General features: G+C 67.7%; 24 protein-coding genes. 15 read left to right on the forward strand and 9 right to left on the reverse strand.

Annotated elements, in window-relative coordinates; genetic code table 11:
- Positions 1-32: 32 nt before the first annotated feature.
- Positions 33-3,506, reverse strand: a complete 3,474-nt coding sequence (gene mfd / locus AC07OC_RS07230; RefSeq protein ID WP_218340842.1) for a transcription-repair coupling factor — start codon at positions 3,504-3,506, stop codon at positions 33-35.
- Positions 3,507-3,602: 96 nt separating this feature from the next.
- On the opposite strand from mfd, the gene AC07OC_RS07235 reads away from it, so the two are divergent.
- Together AC07OC_RS07235 and ispF are read left to right on the forward strand one after the other, a co-directional pair.
- Entirely contained in the window at positions 3,603-4,508 is a 906-nt protein-coding gene (locus AC07OC_RS07235; RefSeq protein ID WP_218294210.1) for an IspD/TarI family cytidylyltransferase, read from the forward strand.
- A 61-nt stretch (positions 4,509-4,569) separates the two neighbouring features.
- Complete coding sequence (gene ispF / locus AC07OC_RS07240; RefSeq protein WP_218340843.1) at positions 4,570-5,049, forward strand: 2-C-methyl-D-erythritol 2,4-cyclodiphosphate synthase; 480 nt, start codon at positions 4,570-4,572, stop codon at positions 5,047-5,049.
- 37 nt (positions 5,050-5,086) lie between these two features.
- Here ispF and AC07OC_RS07245 read toward each other — a convergent pair whose 3' ends face one another.
- Positions 5,087-6,124, reverse strand: coding sequence for a LacI family DNA-binding transcriptional regulator (locus tag AC07OC_RS07245; protein WP_218340844.1), 1,038 nt, complete (start codon positions 6,122-6,124; stop codon positions 5,087-5,089).
- A gap of 374 nt (positions 6,125-6,498) precedes the next feature.
- Here AC07OC_RS07245 and AC07OC_RS07250 point away from each other — a divergent pair, with 374 nt between their 5' ends.
- Both AC07OC_RS07250 and AC07OC_RS07255 read left to right on the forward strand, forming a co-directional pair.
- Entirely contained in the window at positions 6,499-7,260 is a 762-nt protein-coding gene (locus AC07OC_RS07250) for a nitroreductase (RefSeq protein WP_218340845.1), read from the forward strand.
- Positions 7,261-7,282: 22 nt separating this feature from the next.
- Complete coding sequence (locus AC07OC_RS07255) at positions 7,283-8,971, forward strand: acyl-CoA synthetase (protein WP_218340846.1); 1,689 nt, start codon at positions 7,283-7,285, stop codon at positions 8,969-8,971.
- 4 nt (positions 8,972-8,975) lie between these two features.
- Here AC07OC_RS07255 and AC07OC_RS07260 read toward each other — a convergent pair whose 3' ends face one another.
- The 4 genes from AC07OC_RS07260 to AC07OC_RS07275 form a co-directional block, all read right to left on the reverse strand.
- Positions 8,976-9,662, reverse strand: coding sequence for a Crp/Fnr family transcriptional regulator (locus AC07OC_RS07260; protein WP_255591402.1), 687 nt, complete (start codon positions 9,660-9,662; stop codon positions 8,976-8,978).
- A gap of 73 nt (positions 9,663-9,735) precedes the next feature.
- A complete protein-coding gene (locus AC07OC_RS07265; protein WP_255591403.1) occupies positions 9,736-10,494 on the reverse strand; it encodes a Crp/Fnr family transcriptional regulator in 759 nt (252 codons plus the stop codon).
- Between the two features lie 38 nt (positions 10,495-10,532).
- Positions 10,533-11,366 (reverse strand): amidohydrolase family protein, encoded by an 834-nt coding sequence (locus tag AC07OC_RS07270; protein WP_218340847.1) that lies wholly within the window; start codon positions 11,364-11,366, stop codon positions 10,533-10,535.
- The gene (locus AC07OC_RS07275) at positions 11,359-12,090 is read right to left on the reverse strand and encodes an NAD(P)H-dependent oxidoreductase (RefSeq protein WP_218340848.1); all 732 of its coding nucleotides are present in this window, start codon (positions 12,088-12,090) and stop codon (positions 11,359-11,361) included. Before AC07OC_RS07275 ends, AC07OC_RS07270 begins: the two co-directional genes overlap by 8 nt.
- Before the next feature lie 150 nt (positions 12,091-12,240).
- Between AC07OC_RS07275 and AC07OC_RS07280 the strand changes: the two genes are divergently transcribed.
- From AC07OC_RS07280 to gudD, 8 genes are all read left to right on the forward strand, one after another.
- On the forward strand, positions 12,241-13,014 hold the full coding sequence (locus AC07OC_RS07280) for an enoyl-CoA hydratase/isomerase family protein (RefSeq protein WP_218340849.1): 774 nt from the start codon (positions 12,241-12,243) through the stop codon (positions 13,012-13,014).
- A 15-nt stretch (positions 13,015-13,029) separates the two neighbouring features.
- Positions 13,030-13,710, forward strand: coding sequence for a glutathione S-transferase N-terminal domain-containing protein (locus AC07OC_RS07285; protein ID WP_218340850.1), 681 nt, complete (start codon positions 13,030-13,032; stop codon positions 13,708-13,710).
- Between the two features lie 6 nt (positions 13,711-13,716).
- Complete coding sequence (locus AC07OC_RS07290) at positions 13,717-14,343, forward strand: DsbA family protein (RefSeq protein WP_218340851.1); 627 nt, start codon at positions 13,717-13,719, stop codon at positions 14,341-14,343.
- A 188-nt stretch (positions 14,344-14,531) separates the two neighbouring features.
- Entirely contained in the window at positions 14,532-14,705 is a 174-nt protein-coding gene (locus AC07OC_RS07295; protein WP_218294222.1) for a hypothetical protein, read from the forward strand.
- Positions 14,699-14,842 (forward strand): hypothetical protein, encoded by a 144-nt coding sequence (locus AC07OC_RS07300; RefSeq protein ID WP_494600683.1) that lies wholly within the window; start codon positions 14,699-14,701, stop codon positions 14,840-14,842. Before AC07OC_RS07295 ends, AC07OC_RS07300 begins: the two co-directional genes overlap by 7 nt.
- Before the next feature lie 349 nt (positions 14,843-15,191).
- Positions 15,192-16,103, forward strand: coding sequence for a 5-dehydro-4-deoxyglucarate dehydratase (kdgD, locus tag AC07OC_RS07305; protein WP_218295311.1), 912 nt, complete (start codon positions 15,192-15,194; stop codon positions 16,101-16,103).
- A gap of 88 nt (positions 16,104-16,191) precedes the next feature.
- The gene (locus AC07OC_RS07310; protein ID WP_494594894.1) at positions 16,192-17,169 is read left to right on the forward strand and encodes a Bug family tripartite tricarboxylate transporter substrate binding protein; all 978 of its coding nucleotides are present in this window, start codon (positions 16,192-16,194) and stop codon (positions 17,167-17,169) included.
- Between the two features lie 49 nt (positions 17,170-17,218).
- A complete protein-coding gene (gene gudD, locus AC07OC_RS07315) occupies positions 17,219-18,571 on the forward strand; it encodes a glucarate dehydratase (protein ID WP_494600685.1) in 1,353 nt (450 codons plus the stop codon).
- A 34-nt stretch (positions 18,572-18,605) separates the two neighbouring features.
- On the opposite strand, the gene AC07OC_RS07320 is transcribed toward gudD, so the two are convergent.
- Together AC07OC_RS07320 and ompR are read right to left on the reverse strand one after the other, a co-directional pair.
- Positions 18,606-20,144: an ATP-binding protein gene (locus tag AC07OC_RS07320; protein WP_218294227.1), complete on the reverse strand. Its 1,539-nt coding sequence runs from the start codon at positions 20,142-20,144 to the stop codon at positions 18,606-18,608.
- A gap of 19 nt (positions 20,145-20,163) precedes the next feature.
- On the reverse strand, positions 20,164-20,895 hold the full coding sequence (ompR, locus tag AC07OC_RS07325; protein ID WP_010460834.1) for an osmolarity response regulator transcription factor OmpR: 732 nt from the start codon (positions 20,893-20,895) through the stop codon (positions 20,164-20,166).
- Between the two features lie 217 nt (positions 20,896-21,112).
- Here ompR and AC07OC_RS07330 point away from each other — a divergent pair, with 217 nt between their 5' ends.
- Positions 21,113-21,829, forward strand: a complete 717-nt coding sequence (locus AC07OC_RS07330; RefSeq protein ID WP_218340854.1) for an SIMPL domain-containing protein — start codon at positions 21,113-21,115, stop codon at positions 21,827-21,829.
- A gap of 155 nt (positions 21,830-21,984) precedes the next feature.
- Here the strand turns inward: AC07OC_RS07330 and AC07OC_RS07335 are convergent, their stop codons facing one another.
- On the reverse strand, positions 21,985-22,767 hold the full coding sequence (locus AC07OC_RS07335; RefSeq protein ID WP_218294229.1) for a 3-hydroxybutyrate dehydrogenase: 783 nt from the start codon (positions 22,765-22,767) through the stop codon (positions 21,985-21,987).
- A gap of 228 nt (positions 22,768-22,995) precedes the next feature.
- Here AC07OC_RS07335 and AC07OC_RS07340 point away from each other — a divergent pair, with 228 nt between their 5' ends.
- Positions 22,996-23,955, forward strand: a complete 960-nt coding sequence (locus AC07OC_RS07340) for an alpha/beta fold hydrolase (protein WP_369642241.1) — start codon at positions 22,996-22,998, stop codon at positions 23,953-23,955.
- Positions 23,952-26,162, forward strand: coding sequence for a RelA/SpoT family protein (locus AC07OC_RS07345; protein WP_218340856.1), 2,211 nt, complete (start codon positions 23,952-23,954; stop codon positions 26,160-26,162). The genes AC07OC_RS07340 and AC07OC_RS07345 overlap by 4 nt, the downstream gene beginning before the upstream one ends.
- The last annotated feature ends 54 nt before the right edge of the window (positions 26,163-26,216 follow it).

Below are 26,216 nucleotides of genomic sequence, written 5' to 3' on the forward strand. Positions count from 1 at the left end.
CTGGGGGCCTATTCGAATCATGTCTGCACGCGCTAGGCCACCACCGGCTGCCCCAGCGAGCGCAGGATGTCCCGCACCATCTGCGCGCGGTCCTTCGGGTCCTTGAGCTCGCGCTCGATGCGCAGCTTCTCGTTGCCCGCCAGCTTGATGTGCTTGTTCTTCTGGATCAGCTCGATGATGCGCATCGGGTCGATGGGCGGCTGGGGCTTGAAGGTGATGTGGATCACGCCCGGGGCGGCATCGACCTTCACCACGCCGTAGGGCTGGCTCAGCACGCGCAGGCGGTGCACGTCGATCAGGGTCTGGGCCTGCGGCGGCAGCTTGCCGAAGCGGTCCACGATCTCTTCGAGCAGGCCGTCGATCTGGTCGGGGTTCTTGGCGGTGGCCAGCTTCTTGTAGAACGACAGGCGCAGGTGCACGTCGCCGCAGTAGTCGTCGGGCAGCAGGGCGGGGGCGTGCAGGTTGATGTCGGTGGTGACCGACAGGGGGCTGAGCAGGTCCGGCTCCTTGCCGGCCTTGAGCGCCTTGACGGCTTCGTTGAGCATCTCGTTGTACAGCTGGAAGCCCACCTCCAGCATGTTGCCGCTCTGGTTCTCGCCCAGCACCTCGCCGGCGCCGCGGATCTCCAGGTCGTGCATGGCCAGGTAGAAGCCGCTGCCCAGTTCCTCCATCTGCTGGATGGCGTCCAGGCGCTGCGCGGCGTGCTTGGTCAGGCCCTCGGTGTCGGGCACCATGAGGTAGGCGTACGCCTGGTGGTGGCTGCGGCCCACGCGGCCGCGCAGCTGGTGCAGCTGCGCCAGGCCGAACTTGTCGGCGCGGCTCATGATGATGGTGTTGGCCGTGGGCACGTCGATGCCGGTCTCGATGATGGTCGAGCACAGCAGGATGTTGTAGCGCTGGGCCACGAAGTCGCGCATCACACGCTCCAGTTCGCGCTCGGGCATCTGGCCGTGGGCCACGGCGATGCGTGCCTCGGGCAGTATCTCTTCGAGCTTCTGGCGCCGGTTCTCGATGGTCTCCACCTCGTTGTGCAGGAAGTACACCTGCCCGCCCCGCTTCAATTCGCGCAGCACCGCCTCGCGGATCACACCCGTGCCCTCGTTGCGCACAAAGGTCTTGATCGCCAGGCGCCGCTGCGGCGCGGTGGCGATGACCGACAGGTCGCGCAGGCCTTCGAGCGCCATGCCCAGCGTGCGCGGGATGGGTGTGGCCGTCAGCGTCAGCACGTCCACCTCGGCGCGCAGGGCCTTCATCTGCTCCTTGTGGCGCACGCCGAAGCGGTGCTCCTCGTCGATGATGAGCAGGCCCAGGTTGTGGAATTTGGTGGACTCAGACAGCAGCTTGTGCGTGCCGACCACGATGTCCACCGTGCCGTCGCCGATGCCCTTGATGGCGGCGGTGATCTCCTTGCCTGAGCGAAAGCGCGACACCTCGGCCACCTTCACCGGCCACTTGCTGAAGCGGTCCACCAGCGTCTGGTAGTGCTGCTCGGCCAGCAGCGTGGTGGGCGCGAGGAAGGCCACCTGCTTGCCGCCCGTGACGGCCACAAAGGCCGCGCGCAGGGCGACCTCGGTCTTGCCGAAGCCCACGTCGCCGCAGACCAGGCGGTCCATGGGGCGGGGGCTGATCATGTCCTGGATCACCGCGTGGATGGCGGCGTTCTGGTCGGCCGTCTCCTCGAAGCCGAAGTCGTTGGCGAAGGTCTCGTAGTCCTGCGGGCTGTAGCGGAAGGCATGGCCTTCGCGCGCGGCGCGGCGGGCGTAGATGTTGAGCAGCTCGGCCGCGCTGTCGCGCACCTGCTCGGCGGCCTTGCGCTTGGCCTTTTCCCACTGGCCGCTGCCCAGCTTGTGCAGCGGCGCCTCGTCGGCGCTCACGCCGGTGTAGCGGCTGATCAGTTGCAATTGGCTCACGGGCACGTAGAGCACGGCCTTGTCGGCGTATTCCAGGTGCAGGAACTCCTGCATGGCGGGCGTGCCGTCGGGGTTCTTGTTGCCCACGTCCATGTTGACCAGGCCGCGGTAGCGGCCGATGCCGTGCGCGCTGTGTACCACGGGGTCGCCTACGTTGAGCTCGGCCAGGTCCTTGATCAGCGCCTCGACGTCGCTCACCTGCTCCTGCTTCTTGCGCCGGCGCGTGGTGGGGCCGGCGGCAAACAGCTCGGTCTCGGTGACGAAGTCGATGCCGTCCTCGACCCAGCTGAAGCCCACCGTGAGGCCTGCGGTGGCAATGCCCACCTTTTCGTCGGCCGTGCCCTGGAACTCGGCCAGCGAGTCGAAGGCCGGCGGGTTCACCCCGCTGGCGCGCAGAAAGTCGAGCAGGCTCTCGCGCCGGCCGGCGCTTTCGGCCAGCAGCAGCACGCGGTGTTGCGTGTTGCGGATGTGGGCGTGCAGGCGGGCCAGCGGGTCCTCGGCCCCGCGCACCACCGACAGGTCGCCGAGCTTGTGGAAGTGCGGGTTGTCATCCACGTCCTCCACGCCGGGGCGGATGGACAGCTGCGCATGCTCCTTGGCGCGCGTGTAGAACTGGTCGGCCGAGAGGAACAGCTCCTCGGGCGGCAGCACCGGGCGCTCGGGATCGCCCTGCACCAGTCGGAAGCGGTCTTTCGTGTCCTGCCAGAAGCGCTGGAAGGCGGGCTCCAGGTCGCCGTGCAGCACCACGGTGGCTTCTGACCCGAGGTAGTCGAACACCGTCGCTGTTTCATCGAAGAACAGCGGCAGGTAGTACTCGATGCCGGCCGTGGCCACGCCCGCGCCCATGTCCTTGTAGATGCGGCTCTTGGTCGGGTCGCCCTCGAGCATCTCGCGCCAGCGGCTGCGGAACTTGGCGCGCGCCTCATCGTCCATGGGGAACTCGCGGCCGGGCAAGAGGCGCACCTCGGGCACGGGGTACAGGCTGCGCTGGCTGTCGGGATCGAAGGTGCGGATGCTGTCGATCTCATCGTCGAACAGGTCCACCCGGTACGGCACCAGCGAGCCCATGGGGAACAGGTCGATCAGTCCGCCGCGCACCGCGTACTCGCCCGGGCTCACCACCTGCGAGACGTGGCTGTAGCCCGCCAGCGTGAGCTGGGCCTTGAACTTTGCCTCGTCGAGCTTTTGCTTGACCTTGAAATGGAAGGTGTAGCCGGCCAGGAAGGACGGCGGCGCCAGGCGGTACAGCGCCGTGGTGGCGGGCACCAGCACCACGTCGGCCCCGGTGTCCTTGTCCTTCTGGCTGATGCGCCAGAGGGTGGCCAGCCGCTCGCTGATCAGGTCCTGGTGCGGCGAGAAGGTGTCGTAGGGCAGCGTCTCCCAGTCCGGGAAGAGCGCGCAGCGCAGCGTGGGCGCGAAGAACGCCATTTCCTCGATGAGGCGCTGCGCATCGGTGGCATCGGCCGTGACGATGGCGGTGGTGCGGCCGGCGGCCTTGTCGCGCTCGGCCAGGCGGGCCAGCAGCAGCGAATCGGCGCTGCCCACGGGGCGGGGCAGGGTGAAGCGTTTTCCGGGGGAGAGTTTGGGCAGTTCCATGCGCGCTGTGTCGTCTGGGCCCACGGCATCCCCTGGCGCACAAAACGCACGCAGGCCGCACGGGTGGGCAACCGGAGATTCTAGAATGGGCGGGCCATGACTGCTGTGCTGTTGCCAACACCCCTCGTTCCCTTGTCCGCCCACGGACGTTTCTGGGCGCTGGTGCCCTGCGCGGGAACGGGGTCGCGCGCCGTGGCGGCCCCGCCTGCGGCAATGGTGCCGGCCCCGGGCCTGTCTGCCGGGTCCACGCTGGGGGTCTTTTCCGCGTCCGAGGCGGCGGCACCACCCGTCGCTGCGTTGCCCAAGCAATACCACCTGGTGGCGGGGCATCCCATGGTGCTGCACACGCTGGCGGCCTTTGCCGGGGTGGGCCGGCTGCTGGGCACGCTGGTGGCCGTGGCGCCGGGCGACCGTTTCCTGGATGCGCATGCGCACCCGGCGTACTTCGCGGTCGAATGCGGCGGCCCCACGCGCGCCGATACGGTGCTGGGCGGCCTGCGGGCGCTGCTCGCGCGGGGCGCGCAGCGGGATGACTGGGTGCTGGTGCACGATGCGGCGCGCTGCCTGGTCACCACGGCGCAGATCGACCACCTGATCGATGTGTGCGCGCAGGACAGCGTGGGCGGCTTGCTCGCACACCAGCTGGCCGACACGCTCAAGACCTCGATCGACGGCCCCGGGGGCGTGCGCGTGGCCTCCACCGTGGACCGCAGCAACAAGTGGCTGGCGCAGACGCCGCAGATGTTCCGCATAGGCCCCCTGATGGACGCGCTCGACAAGGTGGGATCGAACGTGACCGACGAGGCCAGCGCCATGGAAGCCATGGGCCTGCACCCGCGCCTGGTGCCCGGCGGCGCGCAGAACTTCAAGGTCACCTACCCCGACGATTTCGCGCTGGCCGAGGCCGTGCTGGCGCAGCGCGGCCATGGCACCACGCTGGCCCGCTTTGGTGGCGAACGCGGGCAGGGGGCGACCGAGACGGGGCGCAAGACGATTTTCTGAGCCTGCCCGCGCAAGGGCAGGACGACCATGAGCCCCGTGCGGGCAGAAGGCGAACGAACGGATGAACTTCAGGATTGGAGAAGGCTGGGATGTGCACGCACTGGTGCCCGGGCGGCCGCTGGTGATTGGCGGGGTGACCATCGAGCACACCCTGGGCCTGCTGGGCCATTCCGATGCCGACGTGCTGCTGCACGCCATTACCGATGCGATCCTGGGGGCCGCGGGCCTGGGGGACATCGGCCGCCATTTTCCCGATACCGATGCGCAGTTCCGGGGCGCCGATTCGGCCGTGCTGCTGGCCGAGGCCGCGCGCCGCGTGCGCGCCGCGGGCTACGCCATCGGCAATGTGGACAGCACGGTGGTGGCCCAGGCGCCTCGCCTGGCGGCCCACATTGCCGGCATGTGCGAGTGCATTGCGAAGGCCCTGGGGGTCGACCCCGGCCAGGTCAACGTGAAAGCCAAGACCGCCGAACGCCTGGGGCCCGTGGGGCAAGGCCTGGCGATGGAGGCACGGGCCACCGCCCTGATTTTCAAGGCCTGACCCTCTGCGGCGGCAGCGCGTCCTGGGGCGCGCTTCGTCAGGCGCTTTCGCGCCCGATGATCGCGAAGCCGATGTCCACCACCGGTTCGGCCACGGGTCGGCCCTCGGCGCGGTCGGCGATCAGTCGGGCAGCCGTCTGGCCCATGCGCGTGCCGTCGATGCGCACGGTGGAGAGGCTGGGGCTCACGGTCTGCGCGAAATCGATGTCGCCAAAACCCATCACGGCCAGTTGTTCCGGCACGGACATGCCGCGCACGCGGGCTTCGGTCAGCACGCCCAGGGCCAGCATGTCGGAGCTGCAGAACACGGCGTCGATGTCGGGGTGCCCGGCGAGCAGCGCGGCCAGGCCGTCGCGCCCATCGGCATGCGTGGTGGGTGACTTGCCCAGACGCACGGCAGGCGCGCGCAGGCCCAGGCGCTCGGCAGCGGCTTCGAAGCCCCGTGCGCGGCGTGCGGCGCGCTCGTCGCCGCCACTGAGCAGTGCCAGGCGGCGCCGGCCTCTGGAGTACAGATGCTCGCACACGGCAGCGCCCAGCTGTTCGTGCCGCAGCCCCACCAGCATGTCGATGGGCGTGGAAGTGAAGTCCCAGGTCTCCACGATGGGGATGCCCGATGCCATGAGCATGCGGCGCCCTTCGGGCGAATGCATGATGCCGGTGACCACGATGCCTTCCGGGCGCCGGCCGACGATGGCGCGCAGCAGCTCGTCCTCGCGCGAGTGTGCATAGCCGACCTGGCCCACCATCACCTGGAACCCTCGCAGCTCCAGCGCATCGGTGAGCGCCTGCACCATCTCGCCGAACAGCGGCCCCGTGAGCGTGGGCACCAGCGCGGTGACCACATGGCTGCGCGCCGATCGCAGTCCCCCGGCGACCAGGTTGGGCACGTAGCCCATGCTGGAGACGGCCTCCTGTACGCGCACCCGCGTCGCCTCCGACACCTGGTGCGGTGTGTTGATGGCGCGCGAGACGGTGATCATCGAGACCCCGGCCCGCTCGGCCACCTCGCGCAGCGTGACCGAAGGACGGTCGCGGGTGGCGGGCGCAAGGGAGGGGGAGGGCGGCGAGGCTGGCATGCGGGGAAGTCTATAAGAACCTGCTCAGTCTCCTTGGGGAGTCGCACAAGTGCTTTGCCGGGACGGGATGCCAGGCGCGGTGCGCAGCCGACGGCCCGTGCTATCGGCAAGCGCCGCAACGCCGCAGACCGCCCGGCAAGGCTGTTGCCCTTCTGTTTGGAGTGAAATCGGGCGATTGGACGCCCAGGCTGCCTGCATGGGCATGAGCCCACGCGGCGCACCCGACGCGCCCACTCATCCCGATTGCCCTCCGATGCGACCTCCAAAAAGAGACTGAGCCGGTTCTGAGACCCGTCGCGGCGGATGGCAGGCGGAGGCGGCCAAATGTCATTGCATCGACAGTCACGGACGGCGTCCATGCCTAGCATGCCGCCATGACCTGTTCGCCCCCATGCACATCCCCAGCCGCGCCAGCGGCAAGCCGGGTTTCCGCCGCCCCCACCTCCCTACCAGAGCTGCGGCAGGCGGTGGACTGGGCCATCGTCTCGCGGCGCAGCATCCGCGCATTCCTGCCCACGCCGGTCTCCCGCGAAGAGGTGCATTCCATCCTCGACGTGGCGCGCCATGCGGCCTCGGGCATGAACACGCAGCCCTGGCGCGTGCACGTGCTCACGGGGGCCGCGAAGGAGCGGCTGAGCACCGCCATCGCCGCCGTGGACAACCATGAGGATGGGGCTGCGACCCTCACCGAGCCCTACCACTACTACCCGCTCGAATGGGTATCGCCCTATGTCAACCGGCGCCGCAAGGTGGGATGGGACCTGTATGGCCTGCTCGGCATCGCCCGGGGCGACAAGGCGCGCATGCACGCCCAGCACGGCCGCAACTACCGCTTCTTCGATGCGCCCGTGGGGCTGATCTTCACGGTGAACCGGGTGATGCAGGCCGGCAGCCTGATGGACTACGGCATGTTCCTGCAGAGCGTGATGGTGGCGGCCCGCGCGCGCGGGCTCGACACCTGCCCGCAGGTGGCGTTCACCAAATTCCACCAGGTCATTGCCGCCGAGCTGGGCATCCCCGATACCGAGATGGTGGTCTGCGGCATGAGCCTGGGCCACGCCGACCCAGCGGGCATCGAGAACACGCTGGTGACGGAGCGCGAGAGCGTCGAGTCGTTCACCACCTACCACCCATGAACGCGCAAAACAGGAGACCAGCATGAGCCAAGCAACCCACCACAGCCCCTACCAGCACGGCCTGGAACGCACCCCCGCCAACCACCTGCCGCTCACGCCGCTGGGCTTTCTGGACCGCAGCGCGCAGGTGCATCCCGAAGGCACTGCCGTGGTGCATGCGGGCAGCACGCAGACCTGGGCACAGACGCGCGAGCGCGCCTACCGCCTGGCCAGCGCGCTGGCACGGCGCGGTGTTCAGCGCGGCGACACCGTGGCCATCCTGGCGCCCAACACGCCCGCGATGCTGGAGGCGCACCTGGGCATCCCCCTGTGCGGTGCGGTCATCAACGCCGTCAACTGCCGGCTCGACGCCGAGGCCATCGGCTTCATCCTGCGCCACGGCGAGGCGTGCGTGCTGCTGGTGGACAGCGAATTTTCGGCGCTCGCGGCCCGGGCCGTCGAGGGCCTGGCGCAGCAGCCGCTGGTGGTCGCCATCCACGATGCGGGCCTGCCCGCGCAGCCGGCCCTTGGCGGGCTCGACTACGAAGCCCTGCTGGCCGAGGGTGATCCGGCCTTCGAAGGCCTGTGGCCCGAGGACGAGTGGGACCCGATCGCACTGAACTACACCTCGGGCACCACTGGCGACCCCAAGGGCGTGGTGCCCAGCCACCGCGGGGCCTACCTCATGAGCCTGTTGCAGATGACCGACTGGGCGATGCCGCGCCGCCCGGTGTATCTGTGGACGCTGCCCATGTTCCACGCCAACGGCTGGTGCTTCACCTGGGCCGTCACGGCGGCGGCGGGCACGCATGTGTGCCTGCGCAAGGTCACGGCCAAGGCCATCTTCGAGGCCATTGCCGAGCACGGTGTGGACCATTTCTGTGCCGCGCCCACCGTGCTGGCCATGCTGGCGAATGCACCGGCGCACGAGCGCATCGCGCTGCCGCGCCCGGTGCGCGTGCTCACAGCGGGCTCGCCGCCGCCGGCCGCCATTCTGCAGGCGATCGCCGCGATGGGCTTCGACGTGGACCACGTGTACGGCATCACCGAGGTCTCGGGCACGCCCGTGAGCTGCGTGCGCCAGCCCGGCTGGGCGGCCCTGCCCGAAGCCGGGCGTGCCCGGCTGCAGGCGCGCCAGGGCGTGCGCGCCGCGGCGCTGGAGCACCTGCGCGTGCTCAACCCCGACACGCTGGAGCCCGTGCCGGCCGATGGCGTGACGGCTGGCGAGATCATGCTGCGCGGCAACACCGTGATGAAGGGCTACCTCAAGAACCCCGGCGCCACGGCCAAGGCCTTTGCCGGCGGCTGGTTCCACACCGGCGACATCGCGGTGCTGCACCCCGACGGCTATGTGCAGATCACCGACCGCTCCAAGGACGTGATCATCTCGGGCGGCGAGAACATCTCCTCGGTGGAGGTGGAAGACGTGCTGCACCGCCACCCCGCCGTGCTGCTGGCCGCCGTGGTGGCCCAGCCCGACGAACGCTGGGGCGAGGTGCCCTGCGCCTTCGTGGAGCTCAAGCCCGATGCCGCAGGCAGCGTCAGTGCCGAGGAGCTGATCGAGTTCTGCCGCTGCCATCTGGCGCGCTTCAAGTGCCCGCGCCAGGTCGTGTTCGAGGTCTTGCCCAAGACCGCCACCGGCAAGATCCAGAAGTTCCGCCTGCGCGAGATCGCGGGCAGCCGCGAGGCCATCACCAAGCTGGCACAGATTCAGGCAGAGCCCGCAGGCTGAGCATTCAGCCTTCTCGTGCGATGGCCTGCAGCACCTGCAGGTCGATCACCTCGATGGAGCCATAGCCCAGGCGGATCGCACCCCGGTCCTGCAGTTCCTGCAGCGCCCGGTTGGCCACCTGGCGCGACACGCCCGACAGGCGCCCCAGTTCCTCCTGCGACAGCGTGATGCGCCGCGCGGTGTTGGGGAACAGCGCATCGTTGAACAAGCCCGACAGGCTGTAGGCCACCTGCGCCGTGGTGTCGCCCAGCCGGTCGGTCTGCACCTGCGCCACGTAGTGCGCCAGACGCGCGTTGAGCTGCCCGATCAGCCACAGCGCAAAAGGGTGGCTCTCTTGCAGCAGCCGCAGGAACTCGCTGCGCGGCAGCAGGGCCACCACGCTGTCGGTCAGCGCCGTCACGGCGTAGGGACGGGGCTCGTCCTTGAGCACCGAGCCCTCGCCGAACCAGGCGCCCGAGGGCACGCCCGCGAAGGTGCTGGTGCGGCCTTCGGCGGTGATGTTGTCCAGCTTGAGCATGCCTTCCATCACCCCGGCCCAATGCGCGGTGGGCGTGCCCTTCGAGAACACCGCGCCGCCCGCAGGGTAGCTGCGCAGCGTGATCGCCCGGCGCACGCGCGCGGCCTCCTCGGCGGTGAGGGCGGACATCCAGGGCGACTGGGCAAGGAAGAGGTCGAGGGGATCTGCGGTCATGGTGGCGTGGAAACAGGCACCGCCGGATTCTGCGGGAGATCACGCTCCGCGCCAATGGGGCCGGCCCGAAGGTTCAGGCAATGCCCGTCACATGGTCGCGCAGCAGCGGCACATGCACGATCAGCGAGCCCTTGTTGGGCTCGATGCGCACGATGCCCCGGGGCTTGAACACGCTGAGCGCCACGTTCACCCGCTGGCGCGAGAGTCCGCAGATCAGGGCCAGTTCCTGCTGCGAGATCAGCAGCTCCTGCACCGCCTCGCCCTGGCTGTCGGCCAGCATCAGAAGGGCCCGGGCCACCCGCGTCTCGGGCCCGCGCAGGCGCGATGCCTCCAGCATGCCCACGAACACCCCCATGCGCGCGTTCATGATGTCGCAGATCACGTGGTTGAACGCGATGGACGACTGGCGCAGCGTCTCGAAGGTCTCCACCGGCACCAGGCACAGGTGGGCCGGCGTGAGCGAGCGCAGGTCGTACTGGCGCAGTTCCTTCTTGAGCAGCGAGCCCTCGCCGCCCCATTCGCCCTCGCGCAAACAATACAGCGTGGTTTCGGCACCGTCCGACGCCACCACGTACATCTGCAGGAAGCCGCGCACCAGCCCGTACCAGTGGGTGCAGGGTTGCCCCCGGTGGGCCACCAGCTCGCCGGGGACGGTGATCCGCTCGCTCGCGGTGCGCAGGACCACGGCTTGCAACTCGGGCGACAGCACGCGGTACCAGGCCGACGACTCCAGGAAGTCCACCATGCCGGTGCCTGCGGGGGCATGTGCTGCCCTTTTCCCGCGTGAGGGCACGGGCGTTTCAAGCGGGCTCGATGGGGTGCGAGAAGGCATGGCTTGAGTCCCTGGGTGGTCAGAGCTTGCAGTATCGGTCAGGGGGATAGCTTGAACGCGCGGCGCGCGTTGCCCGCCAGGTACAGGGCTCTCGTCTCTGCGTCCAGGCCCAGGGCATCGAGCCCAGCCAGGCATTCTGCCGGTGTGAGCATGGGGTAGTTGGTGCCGAACAGCACCTTGTGCCGGCCCGGGCCGCGCAGGTAGGCGACCAGTTCTGGCGGGAAGCGCGAGGCCTTGTAGGCCGATGTGTCCACATAGACGTTGGGATGTTTCATCATCAGCGAGACCATCTCGTTCACCCATGGGAAACCGATGTGTCCGCCCACGATGCGCAGGTCCGGGAATTCATGTGCCACGTGGTCCAGGTACGGCATCGGCCGGCCCGGCTCGGAAGGGCGCATGGGGCCTGCATGCCCGACCTGCAGGCAGAAGGTGACGTCCAGTTCCACGCATTCGGCATACAGTGGGTAGTAGCGGCGATCGTCGGGCGGCAGGCCCCAGAGCCAGGGCAGCACACGCACGCCCTTGAAGCCGAACTGCCGCACGCAGCGGCGCAGTTCGCGCACGGCGTCCATGGGCCGGTGGAGATCGACCGAGGCGATGCCCACCACCTGGCCGGGATGCGCCTGCGTGGCCGCTGCCACCTCGTCGTTGGTGATCATCGGCCCGGCAGGCCCCCACCAGGCGCTGGCCAGGACGCGCTGGACGCCTTGGGCGCGGAAGGTCGCCAGCGCTTCATCGTGCGTGATGCCGGGGTTTTCCTGCGCCAGGGAGCGCCAGTGGGTGGGCCAGCGGCGCAATGAATCGAACATGGAGTCCAGCAGGTAAGGCTGGTTCGGCAATTGCATCCAGGCATCGATGATTTCAGGCATTGGTGATGCTTCCCGGCGTGGTGCTGATTGGGTTGAAATGGTCGTCGAAGCCTTGCAGGCTGGGCATGGGCAGCACAGGCCGGGTGCCCAGGGCCTGGAGTTCGTTCCACAGGCGCATGAGCATGCCGGCCCGCGTGGCATCGTCCACATAAGGCACGTGGTGCGCAAAGAAGGGTTCGTAGACGGAGAACCCCGCATACCCCAGCGTGCCCTGCAGCAGGTGGCGCATCATTCCCGTGAGCTCGCCGTGCAGGGCGCCGGTGCCGAACATGTGCTCACGCCCGCCCAGGGCGGCCACCACCAGCGCATGTTTGCCCACCATGCCACCCCGGTCGTACACGCGCCGGCCGCCATAGAACACGCCGGACAGGAACACCCGGTCTATCCAGCCCTTCATCTGCGCCGGCACCGAGAACCAGAACACCGGGAAGACGAGCACCAGCAGGTCTGCGTCTACCACTGCCCGGACCTCGTTCGCGATCTCGGGGGCGAGGCTGCCATGCTCCCACGCGTGCCGCTGCTCCAGCGGGTACACCAGGTGTCCGGGGCTTGCCCGTTCGCCGAAATCCGTGGCTCTGGCCACGGCGCCAAAGCCCGCCGCATGCAGGTCGGTCGCGCTGGTTTGCCAGCCTGCGTTGGCCAATGCCGCCTGGGTGGTGTCGCGCATGGCCGCGACGAAAGAACGAGGTTCGGGGTGGGTATAGACGATGTGGGCACGTGGCATGGGGCTCGCTTTCAGGCTGGGTTCGTTGGCAGGTTTGTAGCCCGGAACCGCCGCGTGCGTTGTCGTTGCAAAGACAACATGGCCGAGCCCTTGTGGCTAGCATGAAGCCGGCAATCAGCAAGCTTTTTCAGACCCACGAAGGAGACACCCATGGCATGGCATATCGAGGCGATGGACGGCTGCGCCGTCGTCCGCATGAACACCAACAAGGTCAACGTGCAGAACGCGCTTTTTTTTGCCGACCTGCACGATGCCTTCGACCGGCTCGAACGCGAGTTCGGTGAACTGCCGGTGGTGCTCACGGGGCAGGGCGACGCGTTCTCGGCCGGGATCGATTTCGACTACAGCTTCGGCATCTTCGGCAGCGGCAGCAAGGATGCCGTCCGCGAGTGGTACAAGGCCTACCGCGAGACCAATCTGCGCATCTTCGAGTACCCCCGGCCCACGGTAGCGGCGGTCAACGGCCATGCCATCGCGGGCGGGCTGATCACGGCGCTGGACTGCGACTTCCGCGTGGCGGCGCGCAAACCCGCCAAGTTCGGCCTCAACGAAGTGCCCATCGGCATCCCCATGCCGGCGGCCTACGTGGAGATCATCAAATACGCCCTGGGCGACCAGGTGGGCGCGCTCGCCACGCTGCGCGGCAAGCTCTACACACTGGAAGAGGCCGAGCGACTGGGTTTCTTCCACGAGGTGGTGGAGCCCGAGCAACTGCTCGCCACGGCCATCGGCTATGCGAAGTGCATCACACCCGACTGCAACACCGCCTACGCGATGTCCAAGAAGGCGCTGCACGACAGCGTGATGCGCCAGATCGAGGAGCGCACCGTGGCCCTGGACGACTACCTGCCTGCCGGCATGGGCGACGCGGGCAACCGCCGTGCGCAGGACCGCCGCCGGCAAGAGATCATGCGCAAGCGCTGAAGCACAGGGGTCTCCATGATCGACCTCTACAGCTGGCCCGCACCCAACGGGCACAAGGTGCACATCCTGGTGGAGGAGCTAGGCGTTCCCTACCGCGTGGTGCCCATCAATATCACCCAGGGCGACCAGCACCAGCCGGCCTACCGTGCCATCAACCCCAACGGCAAGATCCCGGCCATCGTCGACCATGCTCCGGCCGATGGGGGCGGGCCCTTCACGGTGTTCGAGACCGGCGCCATCCTGCTGTACCTGGCGGACAAGGCGCAGCGCTTCGTGCCCGCCGAACTGCGTGCACGAAGCGATGTGCTGCAGTGGCTTTTCTGGCAGGTGGGCGGGCTCGGGCCGATGATGGGGCAGGCGCAGCATTTCTTTCGCTATGCGCCAGAGCCGGTTCCCTACGGCATCGGGCGCTACCAGAACGAGACGCGGCGGCTGCTCAAGGTACTCGATGAGCGGCTCGAAGGCCGCGAGTACATTGGCGGCGCCTATTCCATCGCCGACATCGCCTGTTTTCCGTGGGTGCGCATCCACAAGATGACGGGCGTTGCGCTGGACGATTTTCCGCGCGTGCAGGCCTGGTATGGCCGTGTGCGCAGCCGGCCCGCCGTGGGGCGAGCGATGGACCTGTTGCGCGGGAGCTGGGTGGATGTGACCACGTCCAGCGACGCCAGGCACAACCTCTTCGAGCGCGGGTAACCGGGCATGCCGGACCACAGCAGCACGGCAGGCGTGGATGCCTTCATCGATCTGCGCAGCCCGTACTCGTACCTGGCGCTGCGGCAGGCGCGCGATCTGGAGCAGCGCAGCGGGTTGCGCTTCGATTGGTGGCCATACATCACGGACTTTCAATCGGCTTATGGCGGCGAGGTGAGCGATCGGTCCCCGCGGGACGTGGCCAAGCTCAAGTACCTGTACATGGACTGCCGCCGCCTGGCGCAGCTGCAAGGCCTCACCATCCGCGCCACCACCAAGCTGTGGGACGCGACACTGGCCAGCCAGGCCCTGCTGTTCGCGCGGTCGCGGCAAAGGCTGTGGGAGTTCTGCGATCCGCTGCTGGCCGCGTTCTGGCGCCGCGAGTTCGATCTGGAGTCGCCTGTGCAGGTGGAGGCAGCGCTGGTGGCTGCCGGGCTCTCGGCCGGCGACTGGCAGGGCTATCTGCAGCGCGATGCGCAGAGTGACTTTGCGATGGCCTCCCAAAGGGCGCAAGCGCTGGGGGTGTTTGGCGCGCCATCGTTCGTCTGCCAGGGCGAGCTGTTCTGGGGCGGCGACCGCATGGAGTTGCTGGCACGGCGCCTGGAGGCCTTGCGCAACGGTGCAGATGCCAATTGACGTGCGGCGAAACCAGCCAGAGGACGGGGTGGTGCGGTATGTGCAAGCAGGTGTGAGGGTGGTGGGGCGGGCCCGGCCCATGGCGTCAGAATGACCCATTGCCCAAGCGCTACCGGAAAGCCCCATGCTCCGTTGGAATGCCCTGTTGATGAAGGCTGTGCTGGCCGCCACCGCCCACGGGCTGGTACATGCTGCGCTACCCGGGCCGCTGCACGGGCGCGGACCGGTGGGTGTTGCTGAGTAGCGTGGCCGGCGTCGAGGCCGAGAGCGCCGGCGGTGCCAACGTGCAGGGCGTGTACCTGGTAGCCACCGGGGCCGACGGCTACCAGCCCTGGTGTCGCTGGACAACCAGCGCGTGCTGATCGCCTGTCGGCTGGACGGCCACCCGCTGGCACGCGGTATGGCGCGGCTGGTGGTAGCGGGCGATGGCAAGGCCGGCCGCCCGGTCTCGGCGCTCGAAACCATCGAGGTGTTTGCGGCCGCGCCTGCGGTGCGGTAGCCGAGAAGGGGTCACGCCGTCGGCACAACGGTCTCGTACCCGGCGTCCTCGGGGCATCGACGGGGCCGTTCGGGCCGGCTCCGGTCAGCCCACGCCCCTTCCGCAATTTCCCAAGATGTCGCATAACAAAGGGTTTTCCCTATGGTTCGTGGAAATGTTAACGTTAACATTCATGCGTTGCTGCCGTTTAGGCATGGTCTGAAGTGGGTTTTCAAGTCGCTTTGGTCGGTCTGAAAGGCGGCTCGTCCCCCTGAACACTGCTTGATACCGCCGAAGGCAGGGTGCTGCAAGCCGCTTGTACGACCTGTTGATACGCCCTGACCACCCACCAGACCTGATACCACCATCCATGACCCCGCAAGACCTCAAATCCATCATGGGCTCCGGCCTGCTGTCCTTCCCCATCACGGACTTCGACGAGCAGGGTGAATTCCGCCCCAGGACCTACATCGAGCGCCTGGAGTGGCTGGCCCCCTACGGCGCCAGCGCCCTGTTCGCCGCCGGCGGCACGGGCGAGTATTTCTCGCTCTCGGGCCCCGAGTACGGCCAGGTCATCAAGACCGCCGTGGACACCTGCCGCGGCAAGGTGCCCATCATTGCCGGCGCCGGCGGCCCCACCCGCACCGCCATCGCCCATGCCCAGGAGGCCGAGCGCCTGGGCGCCCACGGCATCCTGCTGTTGCCCCACTACCTGACCGAAGCCGGCCAGGAGGGCCTGATCGAGCATGTGGCCGCCGTGTGCAACAGCGTGAAGTTCGGCGTGATCGTCTACAACCGCGACCGCACCAAGCTCACTGCCGATTCCCTGGCCATCCTGGCCGACCGCTGCCCCAACCTGATCGGCTTCAAGGACGGCGTGGGCAACATCGAGACCATGTCTTCCATCTTCATGAAGATGGGTGACCGCTTCTCCTACCTGGGCGGCCTGCCCACGGCCGAGGTGTATGCGGCGGCCTACAAGGCGCTGGGCACGCCGGTGTATTCGTCCGCAGTGTTCAACTTCATTCCCAAGACGGCGATGGACTTCTACAAGGCCGTGGCGGCCGACGACACGGCCACGCAGCACAGGCTGCTCAAGGAGTTCTTCATGCCCTACCTGGCCATCCGCAACCGGGTGGAAGGCTATGGCGTGAGCATCATCAAGGCGGGCGCCAGGATCGTGGGCCATGACGGTGGGCCGGTGCGCGCGCCGCTGACGGACTTGAAGCCCAGCGAGATGGAAGAGCTCAAGGCGCTCATCGACAAGCTCGGCCCGCAGTAAGCGCGCCCCCCTGTCCCACGCCAACCCTTCAACCCAAGGCCCCGCAGAGGGCCGCCGACCACCACCACCACCTCAGGAGACATCCCTCATGTTCGTCAAGCAACTGCTGCTCGTCGCCGGCGCCTGCACCCTGGCGTTTTCCGCATCGGCCCAGACAGCCGCCACGCCCTGGCCCGAAAAGCCCGTCACCATCGTTGTGCCGTTTCCGGCGGGCGGCTCCACCGACATGGTGGCGCGCGCCATGGCCCAGCACATGGGCGACAAGCTGGGCCAGAACTTCGTGGTGGACAACCGCCCCGGTGCCACGGGCACGCTGGGTGCGGGTGCCGTCAAACGCGCCGCGCCCGATGGCTACACGTTGCTGGTGTCGTCCCTGGGCGCCTTCGTGGTGGCGCCGCACCTGCTCAAGAGCGTGCCGTACGACGCGCTCAAGGATTTCGACTACATCACCGTGCCCGTGCAGGCACCCAATGTGCTGGTGGCCTCGCCGGCGCAAAAGGCACGCACCGTGAAGGAGGTGATCGCGCAGCTCAAGGCCAACCCCGGCAAGGTGAGCTTCGCGAGTTCGGGCAACGGCTCGTCGGACCACCTCTCGGCCGAGGTCTTCTGGCAGCAAAGCGGCACCGAAGGCCTGCACATCCCCTACAAGGGCGGCGCGCCGGCCATCAACGACCTGCTGGGCGGGCAGGTGGAGTTCTCGTTCCAGAACGTGAACGCCGTGCTGCAGCACATCCGCGGCGGCAAGCTGCATGCGATTGCCGTCACCGGCGACAAGCGCAGCCCCGTGCTGCCCGACGTGCCCACCCTGGCCGAGGCCGGCGTGGCCGGTGCCGAGGTGTACTCGTGGCAGGGCATGGCCGCGCCCAAGGGCCTGCCACCCGCGCTCAAGAAGAAGCTTTCGGATGCCGCCATCGCCGCCATGAACGATCCCGCCGTGAAGAAGCGCATGCTCGACCAGGGTCTGGAGATCGTGGCCAGCACGCCCGAGGCTTTCACCGCCTACCAGGCACGCGAATTCGCGCGCTGGAAGACGGTCATCGAAACCCGAAAAATCACTGCCGATTAAGCCTTGTCACGGGGCGTCTTTGCGCGCCCATCTTCGTTTCCAGACCACCATGACCACCTCTCCCATCCCTTCTGCCACCAGCACCCCCGTCATCACCGAGCTGCGCGTGGTGCCCGTGGCGGGCCACGACAGCATGCTCATGAACCTGAGCGGCGCGCACGGCCCGTTCTTCACGCGCAACCTGATCATCCTGCGCGACAGCGCGGGCAACACCGGGGTGGGCGAGGTGCCTGGCGGCGAGAAGATCCGCCAGACCATCGAGGACGCGCGCCCGCTGATCGTGGGCCGGCCCATCGGCCACCACAACGCCGTGCTCAACGCCATGCGCGCCCAGTTCGCGGACCGCGATGCGGGTGGGCGCGGCCTGCAGACCTTCGATCTGCGCATCACCATCCACGCGGTGACGGCGGTGGAATCGGCCTTCCTGGACCTGCTGGGCCAGCACCTGAACGTGCCCATGGCCGCGCTGCTGGGCGATGGCGTGCAGCGCGAGTCGGTGCAGATGCTGGGCTACCTGTTCTACGTGGGCGACCGCGCAAAGACCGACCTGGCCTACCGCACCGAGCCCGGTGCCGACAACGACTGGTTCCGCCTGCGCAACGAGAAGGCCATGACGGCCGACGGCATCGTGCGCCTGGCCGAGGCCGCGTACGAGCGCTACGGCTTTGCCGACTTCAAGCTCAAGGGCGGCGTGCTGCGTGGCGAGGAAGAGGTCGAGGCGATTCGCGCGCTGCATGAGCGCTTCCCGGAGGCGCGCGTGACGCTGGACCCCAACGGCGGCTGGCTGCTCAAGGACGCCATCCGCATCACGCGCGACCTGCACGGCGTGATGGCCTATGCCGAAGACCCCTGCGGCGCCGAAGGCGTGTTCTCGGGCCGCGAGGTGATGGCGGAGTTCCGCCGCGCCACGGGCCTGCCCACCGCCACCAACATGGTGGCCACCGACTGGCGCGAGATGGCGCACAGCCTGGCCCTGCAGTCAGTGGACATTCCGCTGGCCGACCCGCATTTCTGGACCATGGCCGGCTCGGTGCGCGTGGCGCAGATGTGCCAGGCCTTCGGTCTGACCTGGGGCTCGCATTCCAACAACCATTTTGACGTCTCGCTGGCCATGTTCACCCACGTGGGCGCCGCCGCACCGGGGCGCGTGACGGCCATCGACACGCACTGGATCTGGCAGGACGGTGAGCGGCTGACGAAGGAGCCTTTCCAGATCAGGGACGGCTTCATCCAGTTGCCCACCAAGCCCGGCTTGGGCGTGGAACTGGACATGGAGGAGGTGGAGCGCGCCCACCGCCTGTACTTGCAGCATGGGCTGGGCGCGCGTGACGATGCGATCGCCATGCAGTACCTGATCCCCGGCTGGAAGTTCAACAACAAATCGCCCTGCATGGTGCGCTGAACGGGCCTGCGGCCCGGGGAGCGGATGCTTGAAGTCAGGCGGTCTTGTCTTCCGCCCGGCGTCTTGGCAGCTGGCGCTTGATGGACGGCCGTTGCAGGCGCTGCTTGGGGTCGGCGCCGTCGGGCAGGTCGGTGGCACGCTGCAACTGCAGGTGGGCCACCAGGCCGCCCGTGCTGGAATTGGCCAGCGCGAAGATGCCGCCCATGCGCTGCACCGTCTTGTCGACGATGGACAGCCCCAGCCCCGCACCGGCGGCGGCCGTGCGGGCGGAATCACCCCGGAAGAAGGGTTTGGTCAGGTTGGACAGCTGCTCGGGCGGCACGCCCGGGCCATGGTCGCGCAGTTTGACCAGCACCCAGTTCTCCCGGCCTTTCGCGACGATGTCCACGCTGGTGATGCCGGTGTCCTCGGTCTTGCCATAGCGCCGGGCGTTCTCCAGCAGGTTGGAGATCACGCGCGCCAGTTCCACTTCGTCAGCCAGCACGTTCAGGTCTTCGGGCACCGACATGGTGATCTGGAGTTCGCGGTGGTCCTGCACGGCGTACACGCAGGACGAGACCACCGCATGCAGGTTGACGGGTGTCAGCGTCACGTGGTCAGGCCGCGCGTAGTCGAGGAACTTGTCGATGGTGGCGTCGAGCTGCACGATGTCGGCCACCATGTGCTCGCGCGCGACTTCATCGTTCACGCTCATCTCGGTTTCGAGCCGCAGGCGCGCCAGCGGCGTGCGCAGGTCGTGCGAGATGCCGGCCAGCATCACGGCGCGGTCCTGCTCCAGCTTGGCGAGCTTCTGCGCCATGCGGTTGAAGCCGATGTTCACCTCGCGGATTTCACTGGTCACCACCTCTTCGTCGAGATGGCTGGCCGCGAAATCGCCGTCCTTGACGCGGTTGGCGGCGTAGGAAAGCTGCTTGAGCGGCCGATTGATCAGCCGTGCAATGGCCGCGGCGCCCGCCAGTGACAGCGCCCCCGCCGTGATCAGCCAGATCAGCCAGGTGCGGCCGCCCGCCGGGCTGAAGCGCGAGCGGTCCATCAGCAGCCAGTTGGGGTCGCCGTTGATGTTGAAGCCGACCCACAGGCCTGTTTCTCCATTCACGTTTTGCGCCACGATGGTGTCGGGGCCCAGGCGCTGGGTGAGCTCGTCGGTCAGGCGGTTGCCCAGGGCCGTGCCCTCCAGCAGTTCGAATTTGTCGCGCGGCTCGCGCGGCAGGATGCGCACGCCTTCCTGGTCGGCCATGGTCTTGATGAGCGACACGCGGGCGATGGCATCGGAGTGCACGAGCGCGGCGCGGCTCAGGTTCACCAGCGAGGCGATCTGCTGCGCGGTGTGCAGCGTGCGCGGTTCAAACTCCAGCGCCCGCAGTGTCTGCAGCCATGCCAGGATGCTGCCCACCAGGAGCAGCGCCAGCAGGAAGAAGGTGCGCCAGAAGAGATTGAGGCCCACGCGCGCCCGTTGCTCCCGAGCCTGTCTCAGGGACTCGAGGGGGGCGGGGCTGGTGGCGTCGGAAGGAGCGGTCACGGACTGCCGGAACGATGGTGATCTCGACCTCGGATGGCCGTCGGATTTGCGCATACAAGAAAGAAGGAAGGGGTCAGCTCGTTCCGTCCGGCACGAAAACGTAGCCCACGCCCCACACGGTCTGGATGTAGCGCGGCGCGGCGGCGTCCACTTCCACCAGCTTGCGCAGGCGCGAGACCTGCACGTCCAGGCTGCGGTCGAAGGGCTCGAACTCGCGGCCGCGTGCCAGCAAGGCCAGCTTTTCGCGCGACAGCGGCTGGCGCGGGTGGCGTACCAGGGCCTTGAGCATGGCGAACTCGCCCGTGGTCAGGGGCAGCTCTTCGCCATTGCGCTGCAGTGCGCGGGTGCCCAGGTCGAAGGTAAAGGGGCCGAAGGTCACGACCTCGTTGTCGCCCGAAGGCGCACCGGGGGCTTCCTGCGCGGGGCGGCGGCGCAGCACGGCGTGGATGCGCGCGAGCAGTTCGCGGGGGTTGAACGGTTTGCCCAGGTAGTCGTCGGCGCCCACTTCCAGGCCCACGATGCGGTCCACGTCCTCGCCCTTGGCGGTGAGCATGATGATGGGCGTGCGGTCATTGGCCGCACGCAGGCGGCGGCAGATGGACAGGCCGTCCTCGCCCGGCATCATCAGGTCGAGCACGATGATGTCCACGGTCTCGCGCAACAGCAGGCGGTTGAGTGCCTTGCCGTCTTCGGCGACCATGACTTCAAAGCCTTCCTGGGTGAGGTAGCGGCGCAGCAGATCACGGATTCGTGCATCGTCATCCACCACCAGAACTTTGTCGGTGCGATTGGTTGTTGTGGCCATCTTGATCCCAAGTCCAATTTGTAACAGAGCCGATTCTGACCACTTGGAACGCCGAAGTTCGGGTTTTGGCCTTGGGTTTGACCAACTGTTACAAGTTTTGCCCAGCTTCGCACAGTGCGCGGCGGGGCTTCATCATGGGCGGGATGCCACGCGGTTATCGTGGTGCCCCGCGCTGCCCAACGAAGGGCGGCGCTTTGATGCCAAGGATGTTTCCGCCATGAAGATGACTACCAAAATGATAGCTGCAGGCGCTTTTCTGGCTTGCGCTGGAGCCGCATTTGCTCAGAATGCACCTGCGGCAGAGCCGCGCAATGTGGTGCAGCTGTCAGCCACGGGCACGGTCGAAGTGCAGCAGGATCTGCTGGTGCTCAGCCTCGCCACCAGCAAGGAGGCCGCGGATGCCGCCACCGTGCAGGCGCAGCTCAAGCAGGCGCTCGACACGGCGCTGGCCGAAGCCAAGCGCAATGCCCAGCCCGGCCAGCTGGATGTGCGCACGGGCCCGTTCGGCCTTTTCCCGCGCTACAACAAGGACGGCAAGATCAATGGCTGGCAGGGCCGCGCGGAACTGGTGCTGGAAGGCCGCGATTTCGCCCGCATCACCACCACGGCGGGCAAGATCCAGACCATGGCCATCCACCAGGTCGCGTTCGGCCTGTCGCGCGAGGCGCGTGCCAAGGTGGAGGATGAGGCCCAGACCCAGGCCATCGAGCAGTTCAAGGCCCGCGCGGCCGAGTTGGCTAAGGGGTTTGGCTTCAGCAACTACAGCCTGCGCGAGGTGGCGGTGAACAGCAATGAGATGGCGCCCGGTCCCCGCCCACGCATGATGGCCGCCGAGGCCAAGATGGGCGGGGCCTATGCGGACTCCGCCGTCCCGGTGGAAGCGGGCAAGGCCCAGGTGGTCGTCAACGTGTCGGGCTCGGTGCAGATGCGTTGAGACCGGCCGGCCCGGCCACAGCGCCAAGGCTGAAAGTCAAATCCCGCACTGAAAGTGCCGTCTGTTCTGGGCTGAGCAGCGGCACCTGCTGTTGAAAATGGAGCATCTGCCGGGAGCATGTGGCTGCGGCCCCGTGCCCCCGGGGGCCCAGCCCCTTACTGCGCCGCCCAGCCGCCGTCCATGTTCCAGGCCACCCCGCGCACGTTGTTGGCGGCGGGGGAGCAGAAGAACACGGCCAGCTCGCCCAGTTCTTCCGGCGTGGTGAACTGCATGGAGGGCTCTTTTTCGCCCAGCAGCAGCTTCTTGGCGTCCTCGTTGGACAGGCCATGTTCCGCTGCCTTGGCATCCACCTGCTTTTGCACCAGGGGCGTCAGCACCCAGCCGGGGCAGATGGCATTGCAGGTCACGCCGGTGGTGGCGTTTTCCAGCGCGGTCACCTTGGTCAGGCCGACGATGCCGTGCTTGGCTGCCACGTAGGCGGCCTTCTGTGCCGAGCCCACCAGACCGTGCACCGATGCCACGTTGATGATGCGGCCCCAGTTGGCGCCCTTCATGGCGGGCAGCGCCAGGCGCGAGGTGTGAAAGGCGCTCGTGAGGTTGATGGCGATCACCGCGTCCCAGCGTTCCACGGGGAAGTCTTCCACGTTGGCCACATGCTGTATGCCGGCGTTGTTCACGAGGATGTCCACGCGCCCGAACTGCGCGGTGCTGTACTTCATCATGTCTTCGATGTCGGCCACACGGCTCATGTCGGCGCCGTGGTAGGCCACCTGGACACCTGCGGCCTCGCCAGCGGCCAGCACCTCGGCGCGCGGGCCTTCCACGTCTCCGAAGCCATTGAGCACGATGTTGGCGCCCTGGCGGGCCAGTGCCTTCGCGATTCCAAGACCAATGCCACTGGTCGAGCCGGTGACGAGGGCGGTTTTGCCTTTCAGCATGAGAGTCTCTCCGAATGAATTACGATGAACGCAAGGGAAGGGCGGCACGGATTGCGTGGCACGCGGCCACCCGGATCAGGATGGATGCAGGGCGCAAATCGCAGCGACAGCCACGGCGGTCGGGGATTTGCAGCGCGGCAGACACCCGGGACTGCGGATGGACGCAGTGCGGCGATCCGTGCCGACCTTCCCGGCATTATCAAGCGCTGCCCCTCGATTCCGCTCCCCATGATTGAACCTACGCTGAACTACGTACTGTGCCCTGGCCCCGCGGCCACCGGGGTGTCTTCTGGTAACGCCTCCGTTGCCGAGTCTCGCCACCGCATGGCGTACTGGGAGTGGAATGCCACGGGCAATCCAGCACATCCGCACGTGGTGCTCTGCGTGCACGGCCTCTCGCGCCAGGGGCGGGACTTCGACACCCTCGCGCGTGCGCTGAGCGCGCATGCCCGCGTCATCTGTCCTGATGTGGTCGGGCGGGGCCAGAGCGACTGGCTGGCCGATCCCATGGGCTACCAGATTCCCCAGTACGCGGCCGACATGCTCGCGCTGGTGGCCCAGTTGCAGGGGCAGGGCCCCATCGCCACCCTCGACTGGGTGGGCACCAGCATGGGAGGGCTCATCGGCATGGGCGTCGCTGGGCAGCCAGGGCTGCCGCTGCCCGTGCCCGTGCGGCGCCTGGTGCTCAACGACGTGGGGCCGGTCATCCAGTGGGAAGCCCTGCAGCGCATCGGGCTCTATCTGGGACAGCTGGCACGGTTCGAGTCGCTGCAGCAGGCGGCGGATGCCATGTGGGCCATTTCGACGAGCTTTGGCCCGCACACGCCGCAACAGTGGCTGGAACTTTCGCGTCACATGGTGCGCACGCTGCCGGAGGGCGGCATCACACTGCACTACGACCCTGCCATCGCGGTGCCGTTTCGGGCATTGACGCAGGAGTCCGCCGCGGCGGGGGAGGCCATGCTCTGGCAGCTATATGACCATATCGCCGCGCGCACGCTGCTGCTGCGCGGTGCGCAATCGGATCTGCTGTCCCGCGAAACCGCGCAGGCCATGGCGCAGCGAGGCCCCCGTGCGCGCTTGGTGGAGTTCGAAGGCGTGGGGCATGCGCCCACGCTGGTGGCGGCCGACCAGGTCGCTGCGGTCACCGGTTTCCTGCTGGCGGCGGAAGGTGCTTTGGCCGGATGAAAACCTACCCTCCCGCACAGGCGTCCCTCGCCCCCCAGGCCGAGGTTCTCCCCCAGCTCATTGCAGCCACTGCGCACACGCTGCCCGAGCAGGTCAACGCGCTGGCCCGCGCCCGCGCCTTCGCCGAGCCCCTGATGGCGGGCGAGACCCTGGACTCGGGCGAAAACACGCTGGCCCATGCCGATGCCGTGGCCGCCATCCTCAAGGGAATAGGCGGCTCCGAGGCCATGCAGGCGGCCAGCTACCTGGTGCACGCATGCATTCACCTCAACAAGCCCGAAGAGGTCATTGCCAAGGCCTTTGGCGAGAACTTCGCGGCGCTTGCGGTGGAGACCACCAAGCTCATGCGCGTGCAGCAGCAGGCCCGCGCCGCCGAGCACCTGGACGACCCCGCCATCCAGACGGAGAACGTGCGCAAGATGCTGCTCGCGTTCTCGCGCGACCTGCGCGTGGTGATGCTGCGCCTGGCCTCGCGCCTGCAGACGCTGCGCTTTCATGCGTCCGCCAAGCGCCCCGTGTCGCCCAGCCTGGCGCGCGAATCGCTGCAGGTATTCGCGCCGTTGGCCAATCGCCTGGGCATCTGGCAGGTCAAGTGGGAGCTGGAGGACCTGTCCTTTCGTTTCCTGGAGCCCGACACCTACAAGGAAGTGGCGCGCCTGCTCGACGAAAAACGCGGCGAGCGCGAGGTGTACATGGAGCAGCTGCGCGCGCGGCTCGAAGCTGACCTGCGCGCGCGCAGCATCAGCGCCAGCGTGCAGGGGCGCCCCAAGCACATCTACAGCATCGTCAAGAAGATGCGCGGCAAGTCGCTCAACTTCGACCAGGTGTTCGACATCCGTGCGCTGCGGGTTGTCGTGCCCACGGTGAAGGATTGCTACGCCGCCCTGAGCTGGGTGCACGAGCAGTTCAAGCCCATCGTGGAGGAGTTTGACGACTACATCGCCAAGCCCAAGCCCAACGGCTACCAGTCGCTGCACACCATCGTGCGCGACGACCACGGCAAGCCCATCGAAATCCAGATTCGAACCCAGGCCATGCATGACCATGCCGAACACGGCGTGGCCGCCCATTGGGCCTACAAGGAGGCGGGGAGCAAGGGCTATGCGGGGGTTTCTGCCTCGGGCGAATACGACGCCAAGATCGCGGTGCTGCGCCAGCTGCTGGCATGGGAGCGCGACCTCTCGGGTGCTGTACCCAATCGGGGGCTGTTCGAGGACCGCATCTACGTGCTGACGCCCGATGCCGCCGTGGTGGAGTTGCCGCAGGGCGCCACGCCCGTGGACTTCGCATATGCCGTGCACACCAGCCTCGGGCACCGCTGCCGGGGGGCCCGGGTGGATGGCGCCATGGTGCCACTCAACACCCCGCTGCAAAACGGGCAGACCGTGGAGATATCGACTGTCAAGGAGGGCCGCCCCTCACGCGACTGGCTCAATGCCGAGCTGGGCTACCTCACCAGCCATCGCGCCAAGGCCAAGGTGCGTGCCTGGTTCAACGCCCAGGCGACACACGAAACCGTGGCGCGGGGCCGCGAGGCGGTCGAGAAGCTGCTGCAGCGCGAGGGCAAGACCGCCGTCAAGCTGGACGACCTTGCGGTGCAGCTGGGTTTCAAGTCCGCCGACGCCTTGTTTGAGGTGGTGGGCAAGGACGAGTTCTCGCTGCGCAACATCGAAACGGTGCTGCGACCGCCCGAGCCTGTGATGCAGCCGGATGACTACCTGCTGCTCAAGAAGGCCCGCACGAATGCCGCTCCGAAGGGCGGCGTACTGGTCGTCGGCATCGACTCGCTGATGACCCAGCTGGCCAAGTGCTGCAAGCCGGCACCGCCCGATTTGATTCGCGGCTTCGTGACGCGCGGCAAGGGGGTCAGCGTGCACCGGGCCGATTGCAGCAACTTTCGCGAGATGGCCGCGCGCAGCGTCGAGCGTGTCATCGAGGTGGAATGGGGCGCGCCAAAGTCAGCGGCGGTTGCAGCCGTGTATCCCGTGGATGTAGCCGTGGAAGCCGCCGACCGCCAGGGCCTGTTGCGCGACATCTCTGAAGTCTTTGCCCGGGAAAAAACCAATGTGATCGGCGTACAGACCCAGTCGGTGAAAGGCACTGCGTGGATGACCTTCACGGTGGAGGTCGCCGATTCAGGCCGCCTCAACAAGGTCCTCGGCATCGTGGCCAGCGTGCCGGGCGTGCGCTCGGCACGCCGCCGCTGAGCGGCTTGCAGGACAGGCGCGCAAAGGGCGCCAGTGAGTTCCATGCGAAGTGTT

This window comes from Acidovorax sp. GW821-FHT10E04, assembly GCF_059415185.1.

Excerpts from the sequence above, each read along its gene's own strand:
- mfd (WP_218340842.1), bottom strand. The coding sequence starts at position 3,506 with ATGGAACTGCCCAAACTCTCCCCCGGAAAACGCTTCACCCTGCCCCGC.
- AC07OC_RS07235 (WP_218294210.1), top strand. The coding sequence starts at position 3,603 with ATGACTGCTGTGCTGTTGCCAACACCCCTCGTTCCCTTGTCCGCCCAC.
- ispF (WP_218340843.1), top strand. The coding sequence starts at position 4,570 with ATGAACTTCAGGATTGGAGAAGGCTGGGATGTGCACGCACTGGTGCCC.
- AC07OC_RS07245 (WP_218340844.1), bottom strand. The coding sequence starts at position 6,124 with ATGCCAGCCTCGCCGCCCTCCCCCTCCCTTGCGCCCGCCACCCGCGAC.
- AC07OC_RS07250 (WP_218340845.1), top strand. The coding sequence starts at position 6,499 with ATGACCTGTTCGCCCCCATGCACATCCCCAGCCGCGCCAGCGGCAAGC.
- AC07OC_RS07255 (WP_218340846.1), top strand. The coding sequence starts at position 7,283 with ATGAGCCAAGCAACCCACCACAGCCCCTACCAGCACGGCCTGGAACGC.
- AC07OC_RS07260 (WP_255591402.1), bottom strand. The coding sequence starts at position 9,662 with ATGACCGCAGATCCCCTCGACCTCTTCCTTGCCCAGTCGCCCTGGATG.
- AC07OC_RS07265 (WP_255591403.1), bottom strand. The coding sequence starts at position 10,494 with ATGCCTTCTCGCACCCCATCGAGCCCGCTTGAAACGCCCGTGCCCTCA.
- AC07OC_RS07270 (WP_218340847.1), bottom strand. The coding sequence starts at position 11,366 with ATGCCTGAAATCATCGATGCCTGGATGCAATTGCCGAACCAGCCTTAC.
- AC07OC_RS07275 (WP_218340848.1), bottom strand. The coding sequence starts at position 12,090 with ATGCCACGTGCCCACATCGTCTATACCCACCCCGAACCTCGTTCTTTC.
- AC07OC_RS07280 (WP_218340849.1), top strand. The coding sequence starts at position 12,241 with ATGGCATGGCATATCGAGGCGATGGACGGCTGCGCCGTCGTCCGCATG.
- AC07OC_RS07285 (WP_218340850.1), top strand. The coding sequence starts at position 13,030 with ATGATCGACCTCTACAGCTGGCCCGCACCCAACGGGCACAAGGTGCAC.
- AC07OC_RS07290 (WP_218340851.1), top strand. The coding sequence starts at position 13,717 with ATGCCGGACCACAGCAGCACGGCAGGCGTGGATGCCTTCATCGATCTG.
- AC07OC_RS07295 (WP_218294222.1), top strand. The coding sequence starts at position 14,532 with ATGCTGCGCTACCCGGGCCGCTGCACGGGCGCGGACCGGTGGGTGTTG.
- kdgD (WP_218295311.1), top strand. The coding sequence starts at position 15,192 with ATGACCCCGCAAGACCTCAAATCCATCATGGGCTCCGGCCTGCTGTCC.
- AC07OC_RS07310 (WP_494594894.1), top strand. The coding sequence starts at position 16,192 with ATGTTCGTCAAGCAACTGCTGCTCGTCGCCGGCGCCTGCACCCTGGCG.
- gudD (WP_494600685.1), top strand. The coding sequence starts at position 17,219 with ATGACCACCTCTCCCATCCCTTCTGCCACCAGCACCCCCGTCATCACC.
- AC07OC_RS07320 (WP_218294227.1), bottom strand. The coding sequence starts at position 20,144 with ATGCGCAAATCCGACGGCCATCCGAGGTCGAGATCACCATCGTTCCGG.
- ompR (WP_010460834.1), bottom strand. The coding sequence starts at position 20,895 with ATGGCCACAACAACCAATCGCACCGACAAAGTTCTGGTGGTGGATGAC.
- AC07OC_RS07330 (WP_218340854.1), top strand. The coding sequence starts at position 21,113 with ATGAAGATGACTACCAAAATGATAGCTGCAGGCGCTTTTCTGGCTTGC.
- AC07OC_RS07335 (WP_218294229.1), bottom strand. The coding sequence starts at position 22,767 with ATGCTGAAAGGCAAAACCGCCCTCGTCACCGGCTCGACCAGTGGCATT.
- AC07OC_RS07340 (WP_369642241.1), top strand. The coding sequence starts at position 22,996 with ATGATTGAACCTACGCTGAACTACGTACTGTGCCCTGGCCCCGCGGCC.
- AC07OC_RS07345 (WP_218340856.1), top strand. The coding sequence starts at position 23,952 with ATGAAAACCTACCCTCCCGCACAGGCGTCCCTCGCCCCCCAGGCCGAG.